Below are 13,613 nucleotides of genomic sequence, written 5' to 3' on the forward strand. Positions count from 1 at the left end.
CTCGACGCACGCTCAGGCGTACAGTCGGGCCAACTCCTCACGGCAGTGATCGACAAACAACTGCACCGGTTTGGTCAGTTGCACCCGCCGCAGCCAGGCTGCCGACAGTCCTGAGCCGGTCACCGTTTCCGCCAGCGGCACGCACACCACTTTCTGCCCGTCGTAGGTGTACTCGCCGAACGGCCGGGTCACCAGAATCGAAAAGCCGAAACCACGCCCGACCATGCCGCGCACCATCTCGATCGACGGTGAGCTGAAGACGATGTGCGGGGTCAGTCCGCGCTCTTCGAAGATGCTCACGAAGTAGGTGCGGCTGGGCACCACGTCGAGCAGGATCATCGGTTCCAGCACCAGATCGTGCAGCGAGACTTTCGCCTGTTGCGCAAAGCGGTGGTCGGCCGGCAGCAACGCATAGGGCTGCTGCGGCGGCATCAGCGAGGTGGTTTCGATGGTGGTGTCGAGGTCATGTTCAAACAGCATCGCCACATCAATACTGCCAGCGGTCAGCGCCTGCACCAGTTCCTGCTGTTCGCCATCGCGAATACGGATTTCCACCCCCGGCCAGCGTTGCTTGAACCCGGCGATCAGGCGCGGCAGGTACAGCGGCGCGACCGTTTCGAAACAGCCGATATCGATCTGCCCGGAGACCACATCGTTGTCCGCCAGCGCGTTCTGCTCGAACTCATGCGCCACTCGTAATAACTCCAGCGCCTTGCGGTAAAACCGCGAGCCGCTGGGTGTCAACGACACGCCCTGGGCATGATGACGGATGAACAACTGCACACCGAAGCTTTCTTCCAGATGCTTGATCGCGGTGGAGACTGACGGCTGGGCGATATAGAGCTTGCGCGAGGCTTCGGCGACGCTGCCGCAGTCGGCGGTGGTGACGAAGTATTTGAGCTGGCGCAGGTTGTAGGCGGCCATATAAAACCTCTGCAAGTGAGACAACGCGTCTGTGGCGAGGGAGCTTGCTCCCGCTTGAGTGCGCAGCACTCACAATATCAAGGACATGGCCGCCGTTTTTGGGGCCGCTGCGCAGCCCAGCGGGAGCAAGCTCCCTCGCCACAGGAAAGGGTTCGCCTCTGAAAATTTTTGTTGTTGATCACGGTTGAACATACCGGACAGCCCCCAAACCCGGGGCATATATTTTTTAAGGTCTGAAGCAACAAACTTACTAATTTATCTATCCCGGGCCTTTGCACATGATCGCTTCAACAAGAAATGCGCCGTCCGTGTCGGCGCTTACCGAAGTACGTCCACGTACTCATCCTTGCCTTGGAGTTCGTCATGTCCACCTCTGCAACAACGTCCGCCCCGCTCATTGAAAAACACACGATAGGATACGTGCCCCCCGAAGATCGCCACGGAAAGGTCAGGGATCTGTTCACGCTGTGGTTCGGCGGCAACATCGCGCCGTTGCCCATCGTTACCGGCGCGCTGGGCGTGCAGTTGTTCCACTTGAATCTTGTCTGGGGCATCGTCGCGATTCTGGTCGGGCATCTGCTCGGCGGTGTGCTGATGGCGCTGCACTCGGCGCAGGGCCCGCAGATGGGCATTCCGCAGATGATCCAGAGCCGCGCGCAGTTCGGCTCGCTCGGCGCGCTGCTGGTGGTGCTGATTGCCGGGGTCATGTACATCGGCTTCTTCGCGTCCAACATCGTGCTGGCCGGCAAGTCGCTGCACGGCGTGGTCGACAGCGTGCCGGTGCCGGTCGGCATCGTCATCGGTGCCATTGGCTCGGGGATCATCGGCATCATCGGCTACCGCTTCATTCACGTGCTCAACCGCATCGGCACCTGGGTGCTGGGGATCGGCATCGTCGTCGGTTTCGGCTACATCTTCACCCATATCCAGACCGATGACTTCCTCACCCGCGGCAGCTTCAACCTCTCCGGCTGGCTCGCCACCGTGTCGCTCGCGGCGCTGTGGCAGATCGCGTTTGCGCCTTACGTGTCGGACTATTCGCGTTACTTGCCGGCCGATGTCAAAGTCTCGTCGACATTCTGGACGACGTATCTGGGTTCGGCACTGGGCTCGAGTCTGGCGTTCATTTTCGGTGCCGTCGCCGTGCTGGCCACCCCCGTGGGCATGGACACCATGGATGCGGTCAAACTCGCCACCGGCTCGATCGGGCCGCTGATGCTGGTGCTGTTCCTGCTCAGCGTAATCAGCCACAACGCCCTAAATCTATACGGCGCGGTGCTGTCGCTGATCACGTTGGTGCAGACCTTCGCCTACCGCTGGATTCCAACCGCGAAAAGCCGCGCAGTGATCTCGGTTATCGTGCTGCTGGCCTGCTGCTTCGCTGCGGTCGGCGCGTCGAAGGACTTCATCGGTCACTTCGTCGACATGGTGCTGGTGCTGTTGGTGGTCTTGGTGCCATGGACCGCGATCAACCTGATCGACTTCTACGCCATCCACAAGGGCCAGTACGACATCCAGTCGATCTTCCAGGTCGATGGCGGCATCTACGGACGCTACAACCCGCAGGCGCTGCTGGCCTACGCGATCGGCATCGCGGTGCAGATCCCGTTCATGAACACCCCGCTGTACGTCGGTCCGGTATCGGCGCACATCAACGGCGCGGACCTGTCGTGGCTGGTGGGGTTGCTGGTGACCTCGCCGCTGTACTTCTGGCTGGCCAATCGCGACAGCGCCTATCGGCGGCGGATGATGGGCGGGAAACTGGTGGGCAGTCTGTGACTGTGTCTGGATGACAAAAGAAGGCCCGCCACTGTGCGGGCCTTCTGCGTTGCAGTGTGGTATTTCTTGATGCCCCGACAGGCACCCACGAGACAGGGAAAACTCATGCTGCGAATACTGGGCAAGGCTTCATCGATCAACGTGCGCAAAGTGCTGTGGACCTGCGCCGAACTGCAGATCCCGTTCACGCGTGAGGACTGGGGATCGGGCTTCAAACCGACTGATACGCCGCAGTTTCTCGCGCTGAATCCCTGCGCCATGGTCCCGGTGATTCAGGACGGCGATTTCACGTTGTGGGAATCGAACACGATCATTCGTTATCTGGCGGGCACCTATGGCGGCACGGTCCTCTACCCCGCCGAGCCAAGAGCCCGCGCGCGGGTCGATCAGTGGATCGACTGGCAGGCGTCGGAGCTCAACCGCTCGTGGTCGTATGCGTTCATGTCGCTGGTGCGCCAGTCACCGGATCACCAGGACCGCGCCGCTGTGGCCAAGGGCATCGAGCAGTGGTCACAGACCATGGCCATCCTCGATCAGCAGTTGCAGAAGACTGGCGCCTACGTCAGTGGCGAACGGTTTTCCCTCGCCGATATCCCCATCGGGCTGTCGGTCAACCGCTGGTTCGAAACCCCGCTGGCGCATCCGGACTATCCCGACGTCAGGGCGTACTACGAGCGTTTGAGTCAACGCGACGGCTTTCGCCTGTACGGCAGAAACGGTACGCCATAACGCAAAAACCTCTGCTTCCCGACAACGGAAGCAGAGGTTTTTTATTGGCCGCCAATGTAGATCAGGCCGGAACACCGAGAATGATGTGCGACGCTTTGATCACTGCTGTGGCGCTCACACCCTTGGCCAGACCCAGCTCGGCAACGGCATCACGGGTAACGATCGAGTAGACCTTAGAGCCGCCGGCCAGCTCGATCACCACTTCAGCATTGACCGCACCGTCGGTGACGCTCAGTACTTTGCCTTCCAGGCAGTTACGCGCCGACAGGCGAATGTCGCTGGATTCGGTCATCAGCATCACCCACGGTGCCTTGACCAGCGCCACGGCTTCTTTGCCGACGGCAATGCCAAGGGTCTTGATACTTTCCATGGTCACGACGGCAACCAGTTGCTCGCCGCCAGCCAGGGTCAGGACCACTTCGGCGTTGACCGCACCGGCCTGAACCTGGCTGACTTGGCCTTTGAATACGTTGCGTGCGCTGACTTTCATGACGGGCTTCCTTTTTTGACTTTAGAGTTAGGAAAAACGGCCTGCATCATCGGAGTAAGCGCTATGTAGAAACAACTACAGCGCTGCGCTCTGTTGTCACACTTCAGATCTGCCGAACAACGATAGATCAGATCAACAGATCTTCATAAAACGCGCCGAACGGTCGCTGCGGGTGGGCGATCTGGATTTCGAGAATCCACACCCCGGGATTCGGCGTCTGGTCGAAATCACCGAGATTGCCGCCGCGATGGATCGCATGAGGGAAATCACTGACGCGGTGGCCCTTGATGTCGAGGTTGAGTTTCCAGCCCATGGCTTCGGCCTGATCGCTCGCATAGCGATAAAGTTCGACACCGCTCACGCCTTGGCGCCACAGCGCCTCGACACGCTTGAACAACTCCTTGGACCCCGCCGCGCAGGCAATCATTTCCGGATCGGAGCCGGTGGTGAAGGTTTCGCCCGCATCGCCTTCGTGCCCCTGCCAGACCACGCCCATGTCGATGAAGAAAATATCGTTCTCACCGAGCACTGGATCGCCCTCGGAACGCTCCTTGAATGCCTTCAGCGTGTTGGCGCCGAAGCGGATCAGCAGCGGATGCCAGATGCGGTCCATGCCCAATTCGGCGAGGATCTGTTTGCCCCGCTCCTGGGCTTCGGATTCACGCATGCCGGGCTTGATCACCTTGGCGATGGCATCAACGGCGTTCCAGGTCAGGTCCTGCGCATGGCGCATCGTTTCTAGCACAAACCGCTCACCGACTGCTTCTTTACCACTCAGGGCTGCACTCATGTCCTTGTCCTCATGGCTACGCTGTATAGTTTTTTATATTGCGAAACGCCGATCAAGATATAGCCATGACACAACGTGTCAATTACTCTTCTGCGCGCACCACGCCGCGCTCCTCCAGCAAACGCACGAACATGCTCAAGCTGCGCGACACCGTGCCCCGGCGCCACACCAGCCAGGTGGTCAGATAGCGAAAGTCCGCCGCCAGCGGCCAGACGCTGACCGTCGCGCTGCCGGGCATGCTCTGCAGCATTTTGCGCGGCATCAACGCCAGCCCGGCGCCGGCGCTGACGCAGGCGAGCATGCCATGATAGGACTCCATCTCGAAGATCTTGCCCGGCACGGCGGCGTCGGTGCTGAACCATTTTTCGAAGTGATGACGATAGGAGCAGTTGGAGCGAAACGCATAGATGTTCTCGCCGTTCACATCCGCCGCGCGCTGCACCGGCGCGTGATTGAGTGGCGCGATGATGACCATCTCTTCCTCGAACGCCGGCACGCCTTCGAGCGTTGGATGCAACACTGGGCCGTCGACAAACGCAGCGGCCAGACGCCCAGAAAGCACGCCATCGATCATCGTCCCGGATGGCCCGGTGGACAGGTCCAGATCGACTTTAGGGTGAAGCTGGTTGTACGCCGCCAGCAGCTCAGGAATGCGCACCGCTGCGGTACTTTCCAGCGAGCCTAGGGGAAACGCGCCCTGCGGCTCTTCACCAGCGACCGTGGCCCGCGCCTCCTGCACCAGATCGAGAATGCGCCGGGCGTACTCGAGAAAACTCCAGCCGGCGGGCGACAGACGCAGACGACTTTTCTCGCGAATGAACAGGTCGACGCCCAAGTCCTGCTCCAGTTGCTTGATCCGCGTGGTCAGGTTCGATGGCACGCGATGAATCTGCGCCGCGGCGGCGCTAATGCTGCCGTGCTCGGCAACGGCCTTGAAGATTTCCAGCTGCACCAGATCCACAGTCATTCTCCAATCGTGAAAGAAACGATCTTTATTATTCAGTTTCCAGAAAACAAACGCCACCATACTCTAGGCTCATCCACTGAACTCGCAGGAGCCAGCCATGAGCCAGATTTCCAGCCAGACCCACGCCATCTCGATCAACCCCGCCACCGGCGAGCAGATCGGTCACTACGCCTTTGAATCCGCCGAAGCCCTCGACGCTGCGCTGACCCGCGCCGCGTTCGGTTTCTCGAAATGGAAACGCAAGCCGCTGCAGGATCGCTCCCGCGCCCTGACCGCCCTCGCCGGCGCCCTACGTGACGGCGCCGAAGCCATGGCGACCATGATCACCCTGGAAATGGGCAAGCCGATCGCCCAGGCCCGTGGCGAAATCGAAAAATGCGCCAAGCTTTGTGAGTGGTACGCCGAAAATGGCCCGGCCATGCTCGACGCCGAACCGACTCAGGTTGAAGGTGGCAAGGCGCGCATCGAGTACCGACCGCTCGGCCCGATCCTCGCGGTGATGCCGTGGAACTTCCCGATCTGGCAAGTGCTGCGCGGCGCCGTTCCGGCACTGATCGCCGGCAACACCTACGTGCTCAAGCATGCACCGAACGTGATGGGCAGCGCCTACCTGCTGCGCGACGCGTTCAAGCGCGCCGGTTTCGCCGATGGCGTATTTGAAGTGATCAACGTCACCCCGGAAGGCGTTTCCAGCGCCATCGCCGACCCGCGCATCGCCGCTGTCACCCTGACCGGCAGCGTCCGCGCCGGCATGGCCATCGGCGCTCAGGCCGGTGCCGCGCTGAAGAAGTGCGTGCTGGAACTGGGTGGTTCCGACCCGTTCATCGTGCTCAATGACGCCGATCTCGACGAAGCCGTGCAGGCTGCCGTGATTGGCCGCTACCAGAACTCCGGCCAGGTCTGCGCCGCGGCCAAGCGCCTGATCATCGAAGAAGGTGTGGTCGAGGAATTCACCCGCAAATTCGTCGAGGCGACCCGCAAGCTGAAGGTCGGCGATCCGCTGTCCGCCGACACCTACATCGGCCCGATGGCGCGTTTCGATCTGCGTGATGAACTCGATCAGCAAGTGCGCGACACCCTCGAAGAAGGCGCGACCCTGCTGCTCGGCGGCGGCAAGGCCCAGGGCCCGGGCAACTACTACGAGCCGACCGTGCTGGCGGATGTCACCGACCGCATGACCTCGTTCAAACAGGAACTGTTCGGCCCGGTCGCCTCGATCATCACCGCCCGCGATTGCGCCCACGCCGTGGCTCTGGCCAACGACAGCGACTTCGGCCTGACCGCGACGATCTACACCGCCAACGTGCAACTGGCCCAGCAACTGACCAGCGAACTGGAAACCGGCGGCGTGTTCATCAACGGCTACTCCGCCAGCGACCCGCGCGTGACCTTCGGCGGCGTGAAGAAAAGCGGTTTCGGTCGCGAACTGTCGCACTTCGGCGTGCGCGAGTTCTGCAACGCACAGACCGTGTGGCTGGACCGCAAATAACCCGAAACATCACCGCCCCCTGTAGGAGCTGCGGCACGCTGCGATCTCTTGATTTTGATTTTCCAGATCAGGATCAAAAGATCGCAGCCTCGTTTCACTCGACAGCTCCTACAGGGTGTTACGTCACTGCAACGCACAGACCGTGTGGCTGGACCGTAATAACCCGAAACATCATCGCGCCCTGTAGGAGCTGCGGCACGCTGCGATCTTTTGATTTTGATTTTGCAGATCTAAGATCAAAAGATCGCAGCCTCGTTTCACTCGACAGCTCCTACAGGTTGTTACGCCGCTGCAACGCACAGACCGTGTGGCTGGACCGCAAATAACCCGAAACAACATCGTCCCCTGTAGGAGCTGCGGCACGCTGCGATCTCTTGATTTTGATTTTGCAGATCAAGATCAAAAGATCGCAGCCTCGTTTCACTCGACAGCTCCTACAGGGTGTTACGTCACTGCAACGCACAGACCGTGTGGCTGGACCGCAAATAACCCGAAACAACATCGTCCCCTGTAGGAGCTGCGGCACGCTGCGATCTTTTGATTTTGCAGATCAAGATCAAAAGATCGCAGCCTCGTTTCACTCGACAGCTCCTACAGAGTGTTACGCCGCTGCAAAGCACAGACCGTGTGGCTGGATCGCAAATAACCCGGAACATCACCGTCCCCCTGTAGGAGCTGCGGCACGCTGCGATCTCTTGATTTTGACTTTGCCGATCAAGATCAAAAGATCGCAGCCTCGCGTTGCTTGAGCGCGAGCGCAGTGGTCACTAGGGCTTACAGATACTTCAGCCAGACGATGTCGCGGCGCCGCGATTTCAGCGCGGAAAACCAGCGTACCGCCGGGTACAGCGCCACTGCCAACAGCACCGACACCAGCCAGATTGCCGGCACCGAATCGAAACCGAAATGGCTGCCCTGATTCAGTCCGAACAGTGCCAGCGCCATCAGGTACAGCACCTTCAGTACGTACAAGTGCAGCAGATAGAAGAACATCGGTGCCGAACCGAAGACCGTCAGCCAGCGAATCCAGCGGCGCGTCTGCAGCCGTTCGAACACCAGCAGCAACAGCAATCCAATACTCACCGTCAGGGTGATGAACAGCAGCGATGGCGGGTACTTGGTGATGTTGAAAAACCCCATCAGCGTTTGCACGGTGCTGTCGCCAATGATCCAGGGCTTTTCGCCATAGGCGTTGATCAGCCGCAGTCCCACGAAACCCAGCAGACCAGCGACCCCGGCCAGCAACAGGGCCTGCTGACGGCTCCAGGCATCCGCCCCGCGGGCGAACCACGGGCCCAGCGCATAACCCAGACCGATCACGCCGATCCACGGCAACAGCGGATACGAAGTGCGCAAGCGCAGACTGTCACCGACCTCGATCCAGCCCCGGTCATGCAGAATCGCCCATGGCACGTGCAGTGCCGACTCCGCCGCGAAATGCAGCCCATCAAGCAAGTTATGCCCGGCAATGATCGCCAGACTCAATGTCAGCAACAGCCAGCGCGGCAGCCAGACCAACAGCGACAACGCGATCATGCTCAAGCCAATCGCCCAGATCACCTGCAGATAGATCACGCTCGGCGGCAACTGAAACGTCCAGGCGAAGTTCACCAAGGTGAATTCCAGCACCACCAGAAACAGTCCACGCTTGAACAGGAAAGCACTGACATCGGCCTTGCCCGCGTACTTCTCGCCGAACAGCCACGCCGACAATCCGGTCAGCAACACGAACACCGGTGCGCACAGATGCGCCAGCGTGCGACTGAAAAACAACGCCGGCTCAGTGCTGGCGATCTCCATCGGGTCGGACACCTGACGGTGCAACAGGAACGTCTCACGCACGTGATCCAGCAGCATGAACAGAATGACCAGACCTCGTAGCGCATCAATGGACAGCAAGCGGCAGGTCGGCGGCGGGTTGGAACGGGTACACGCAATCGTCATGGACATTTCGCCATCGAGTGAATGAATCGGCGGATCGCAATGGCGAGCCTCGCCAAAAATTCGCGTTACTCTATAACATAAAATGTCGATTCCCAACCCAAACGCCATTTGCCCAATCACGTCAGGCTTCTATAGTGATCAGGCGCCCCCTGCCCTTTGCGCCTGCCGTCGAGCGTTGCCCATGACCTCAACCGAACACCTGATCATCTGCGAGCATTGCGATTGCGTGTACGAAAAAGTCGTGCTCGGCAAACACCAGAAAACCCTCTGCGTGCGGTGCGGCGGCGTGCTGCAGCGCCATAACGGCTTGACCGTCGAGCAGCGGCTGGCCCTGAGTTTCACTGCGGCGATGCTGTGGCTCTTCGCCAACTTCTATCCAGTGATGAGCATCAGCATGAAGGGTCTGAAGAACAGCGCGACGCTGTGGGATTCGGTGCTGGCACTGAGTCAGGGACCGATCACGTTCATGGCGATGGTCGCGGCGATTTCGATCATCATCGCCCCGGCGTTTCAACTGGTGCTGTTGATCTGGGTGCTGAGTTTCGCCCTGTCATCGCGCCGGGCGCCGGGCTTCAAAATGTGCATGCGCTGGCTGGAAACGCTGCGCCCCTGGAGCATGCTCGAAGTGTGTCTGCTGGGGGCGATGGTCGCGGTGTTCAAACTGGCCGGGCTGCTCGATGTGTTGCCGGGGATCGGCCTGTTTGCCCTGGCCGTGTTGAGCCTGATGATGATCCGCATCGCCGGCCGCGACATTCGTGATCTGTGGGACATTCTATGAAGCGACCCGCAACCGCCAGCGAACTGAATCTGTGCCTGTGCCACAGCTGCGGGCTGGCCTGTGACATGACCGGCGAGCCGCACCAGTGCCCGCGCTGCGATGCGCCACTGCATCGGCGCAAGACCAATTCCCTGACCCGCACCTGGGCTTTTCTGTTTGCCGCGCTGGCGTTCTACGTGCCGGCCAATCTGCTGCCGGTGATGAACACCATGATGCTCGGTAACGGCGCCGACAGCACGATCATGAGCGGCGTGCTGGAGTTCTGGGAGGGCGGCGCGTGGGACATCGCGCTGATCATTTTCATCGCCAGCATCGCGGTGCCGGGGATCAAATTCGTCGCCCTGTCGCTGCTGCTGATCACCGTGCAGCGCGACAGCGACTGGGCACGCCGTGAGCGTTCGAAGCTGTACCGTTTCGTCGAGCTGATCGGCTACTGGTCGATGCTCGACGTGCTGGTGGTCGCACTGGTCGCGGCGCTGGTGAAGTTCCAGGCGCTGGGCGATATCGAACCACGCCCGGGCATCCTGTTTTTCGGCATGGTGGTGGTGTTCACCATGCTCTCGGCGATGAGTTTCGACCCACGGCTGATCTGGGACAACGCCCCGGACGACGAACTGCTCAGCGACGTACCACCTCAAGCAGCACCTGCAACGGATGGCGCAGCGCCCGATCCGACTGGCGCTTGACCTGACTGCGGCAGGAATAACCGGTGGCCAGTGCTTCGCCCTGCTCCGCTGTGGCCTCGACCTGCCGCGCCCACGATTGCTCGTAGATCACCGCTGAGGTTTCGCGGTTGCGCGCTTCATGGCCGTAGGTGCCGGACATGCCGCAGCAACCGGTGGCCTGCGTCACCAGTTTCAATCCGGCTCGCTCGAACACTTGCTCCCATTGGCGGGTGGCGGCCGGCGCGTTGGTTTTCTCGGTGCAATGTGCCAGGAGCCGGAATGCACTTGCTGATGTGTTATTCGCCTGCTCCGGCATCACCTTGAGCAGCCATTCCTGTACCAGCGCGACTTCCGGGCATTGGTTCATGCCGGGCACTTTCAGGTATTCCTGGCGATAGACCAGGGTCATCGCCGGATCCAGCCCCAGCAGCGGCACACCGACGTCGGCAAGTTCGCGCAGTTGCCGGGCATTGCGCAACGCCGCGCGGTTGAACGCTGGCAGGAAGCCCTGCACATGCAGCGGCTTGCCGTTGGCACTGAACGGTGCCAGATACACCTGATAGCCGAGCCGCGAAATCAGTTCCAGCAGATCCGCCAGCAGCGGCGCTTCGAAGTAACGGGTAAAAGCATCCTGCACCAGCACCACGCTGCGCTCGCGCTGGGCCTGAGTCAGCGCCGACAGCGCGGAAACCGTCGCCGGCTTCACGTTCCAGCGGCGCATGGCGGCGTGGAAATCAAAGCGGCTGAGCAACGGCACATCGACCATGCCACCGAGACGTTCCAACTGTTGGCGCACAAATGTTGCGCCCATCAAACCGTTGTACAGCGCCGGAATCCGCGCCATGTAGGGGATGCTGTACTCCAGCGAAGCAATCAGATAATCCCGCGCCGGGCGCAGATAACGGCTGTGATACAACTCCAGAAACCGCGAACGGAATTCCGGCACATTGACCTTGACCGGGCACTGCCCCGCGCAGGATTTGCACGCCAGGCAACCGGCCATGGCGTCATACACCTCATGGGAAAAGTCTGCTGCCTGCCCACGGCTGTTGCGCCAGCGCGTCCACAGGTTGCGGAAAAACGCCGGACGGCGGATCGCATCGGACAGCACATCCACCCCCGCCTCGCCCTGCAACCGCAGCCATTCGCGGATCAGCGACGCACGGCCCTTGGGCGATTGCGCACGCTCGCGGGTGGCCTTCCACGACGGGCACATGGCGTCGTCGGGATCAAAGTTGTAGCAGGCGCCGTTGCCGTTGCAATGCATGGCGGCGCCGTAGCTCTGCCAGACCTTTTCGTCGATCTGCCGGTCGAGTTCGCCGCGCAGGGTCACTTCGTCGATCTTCAGCAATGCCGCAGCGGTGTTGGCCGGGGTGGCGATCTTGCCCGGGTTGAACTGGTTGAACGGGTCAAACGCGGCTTTCAGTGCCTGCAACGCCGGGTACAACTCACCGAAAAAGGCCGGCGCGTATTCCGAGCGCAGACCCTTGCCGTGTTCGCCCCACAATAGGCCGCCGTAGCGCTGGGTCAACGCGGCTACACCATCGGACACCGGACGCACCAGCGCCGCCTGCTGCGGATCCTTCATGTCGAGAATCGGCCGCACGTGCAGCACACCAGCATCGACGTGGCCGAACATGCCGTACTGCAAACCGTGGCTGTCGAGCAGTTCGCGCAGTTCAGCGATGTACTCGGCGAGGTGCTGCGGCGGCACTGCGGTGTCTTCGACAAACGGCTGCGGCCGCGCTTCGCCGGCGACGTTGCCGAGCAGCCCCACCGCGCGTTTGCGCATGCCATAGACCTTGTTTACCGCTGCTTGGCCGACCGCCAGGGTATGGCCGAGGCGTTCGACCGTGGTGTCGCTGCTCAGGTGTTCAAGGAAGGCTTCGACCCGGCGTTGCAGGTCTTCAGGATCGTCGCCGCAGAACTCTACGAGGTTGATCCCCAGTGTCGGGCGCTCGGCGCTTTCCGGGAAGTATTCGGCGACGCCGTGCCAGACGATGTCCTGCATCGCCAGCAGCAACACTTTGGAATCGACGGTTTCAATCGACAGCGGCTTGAGCGCCATCAGCGCCCGGGCGTCGCGCAACGCATCCATGAACCCGGCGTAGCGGATGTTCACCAGCATCGTGTGCTTGGGAATCGGCAGCACGTTGAGCCTGGCCTCGACCACAAACCCCAGCGAACCTTCCGCGCCGCACAGCACGCTGTTGAGGTTGAAACGCTTGTCGGCCTCGCGCAGGTGCGCCAGGTCGTAGCCGGTCAGGCAGCGATTGAGGTCAGGAAAGCGCTGTTTGATCAGCTCGCCCTGCTCATCAATGATCTGCCGTGCACAGCGATAGACCTCACCGACCCGATCTTCACGGGCGCACAGCGCTGCCAGTTCGTCTTCTGCCAGTGCCTGGCCGTGCAGGCGCTCGCCGCCGCGCAGAACCATGTCGAGTTCCAGCACATGGTCACGGGTCTTGCCGTAGGTGCAACTGCCCTGGCCGCTGGCGTCGGTGTTGATCATGCCGCCGACGGTGGCGCGGTTGGAGGTCGACAGTTCCGGGGCGAAAAACAGCCCGGCGGATTTCAGCGCGGCATTCAGCTGATCCTTGACCACCCCGGCCTGCACTCGCACCCAGCGCTCTTCGACGTTGATTTGCAGAATGCGGTTCATGTGCCGCGACAGGTCGACGACGATGCCGTCGGTCAGCGACTGACCGTTGGTGCCGGTGCCGCCGCCACGCGGAGTGATCACTACCTGCTGATAAGCCGGCTCGGCGATCAGCCGTGCCACCCGCGCCACATCGTCTGCATCCATCGGAAACACCGCCGCTTGCGGCAGGCGCTGATAGATCGAGTTGTCGGTGGCGAGCACTACGCGGCTGGCGTAATCGGCACTGATCTCGCCACGAAAACCACTGGCTTTCAGGGCTTTGAGGAACTGTTGGTAATCGGCGGTCAATGCGGTAGCGGGCGACAGCTGGGCAATCATCGGTGAGGAAATCTCGGTCAAAATCGGGCCGTGTGGCGGTGAACAGTTGTGCGCAATGAATGATTGCGTCACGCTCCC

Annotated in this window: 11 protein-coding genes; 5 read left to right on the forward strand and 6 right to left on the reverse strand. The window is 61.1% G+C overall.

Features of this window, described 5'->3' with window-relative positions:
* Positions 1 to 12: 12 nt before the first annotated feature.
* A complete protein-coding gene (locus tag ACIOUG_RS02540) occupies positions 13 to 924 on the reverse strand; it encodes a LysR family transcriptional regulator (protein WP_401062251.1) in 912 nt (303 codons plus the stop codon).
* A gap of 363 nt (positions 925 to 1,287) precedes the next feature.
* On the opposite strand from ACIOUG_RS02540, the gene ACIOUG_RS02545 reads away from it, so the two are divergent.
* Positions 1,288 to 2,703, forward strand: coding sequence for a purine-cytosine permease family protein (locus ACIOUG_RS02545; RefSeq protein ID WP_401062252.1), 1,416 nt, complete (start codon positions 1,288 to 1,290; stop codon positions 2,701 to 2,703).
* A 105-nt stretch (positions 2,704 to 2,808) separates the two neighbouring features.
* Positions 2,809 to 3,432, forward strand: coding sequence for a glutathione S-transferase family protein (locus ACIOUG_RS02550; protein ID WP_401062254.1), 624 nt, complete (start codon positions 2,809 to 2,811; stop codon positions 3,430 to 3,432).
* Between the two features lie 61 nt (positions 3,433 to 3,493).
* On the opposite strand, the gene ACIOUG_RS02555 is transcribed toward ACIOUG_RS02550, so the two are convergent.
* From ACIOUG_RS02555 to ACIOUG_RS02565, 3 genes are all read right to left on the reverse strand, one after another.
* Positions 3,494 to 3,922: a molybdopterin-binding protein gene (locus tag ACIOUG_RS02555; protein WP_401062255.1), complete on the reverse strand. Its 429-nt coding sequence runs from the start codon at positions 3,920 to 3,922 to the stop codon at positions 3,494 to 3,496.
* A 127-nt stretch (positions 3,923 to 4,049) separates the two neighbouring features.
* Entirely contained in the window at positions 4,050 to 4,712 is a 663-nt protein-coding gene (locus ACIOUG_RS02560) for a M24 family metallopeptidase (RefSeq protein WP_401062257.1), read from the reverse strand.
* 82 nt (positions 4,713 to 4,794) lie between these two features.
* Positions 4,795 to 5,673: a putrescine utilization regulator PtrR gene (locus tag ACIOUG_RS02565; RefSeq protein ID WP_045122799.1), complete on the reverse strand. Its 879-nt coding sequence runs from the start codon at positions 5,671 to 5,673 to the stop codon at positions 4,795 to 4,797.
* A 103-nt stretch (positions 5,674 to 5,776) separates the two neighbouring features.
* Here ACIOUG_RS02565 and ACIOUG_RS02570 point away from each other — a divergent pair, with 103 nt between their 5' ends.
* Positions 5,777 to 7,168, forward strand: coding sequence for an aldehyde dehydrogenase family protein (locus tag ACIOUG_RS02570; RefSeq protein ID WP_401062259.1), 1,392 nt, complete (start codon positions 5,777 to 5,779; stop codon positions 7,166 to 7,168).
* Positions 7,169 to 7,942: 774 nt separating this feature from the next.
* Here the strand turns inward: ACIOUG_RS02570 and ACIOUG_RS02575 are convergent.
* The gene (locus ACIOUG_RS02575) at positions 7,943 to 9,112 is read right to left on the reverse strand and encodes a DUF1624 domain-containing protein (protein WP_401062260.1); all 1,170 of its coding nucleotides are present in this window, start codon (positions 9,110 to 9,112) and stop codon (positions 7,943 to 7,945) included.
* Positions 9,113 to 9,293: 181 nt separating this feature from the next.
* On the opposite strand from ACIOUG_RS02575, the gene ACIOUG_RS02580 reads away from it, so the two are divergent.
* Positions 9,294 to 9,890, forward strand: coding sequence for a paraquat-inducible protein A (locus ACIOUG_RS02580; RefSeq protein ID WP_401062262.1), 597 nt, complete (start codon positions 9,294 to 9,296; stop codon positions 9,888 to 9,890).
* A complete protein-coding gene (locus tag ACIOUG_RS02585; protein ID WP_401062264.1) occupies positions 9,887 to 10,576 on the forward strand; it encodes a paraquat-inducible protein A in 690 nt (229 codons plus the stop codon). The genes ACIOUG_RS02580 and ACIOUG_RS02585 overlap by 4 nt, the downstream gene beginning before the upstream one ends.
* Here the strand turns inward: ACIOUG_RS02585 and ACIOUG_RS02590 are convergent.
* Entirely contained in the window at positions 10,509 to 13,535 is a 3,027-nt protein-coding gene (locus ACIOUG_RS02590; protein ID WP_401062437.1) for an FAD-binding and (Fe-S)-binding domain-containing protein, read from the reverse strand. The genes ACIOUG_RS02585 and ACIOUG_RS02590 overlap by 68 nt on opposite strands.
* Positions 13,536 to 13,613: the final 78 nt, after the last annotated feature.

Source organism: Pseudomonas sp. NPDC087803, from assembly GCF_044742995.1.
Classification (GTDB): Bacteria; Pseudomonadota; Gammaproteobacteria; order Pseudomonadales; family Pseudomonadaceae; genus Aquipseudomonas.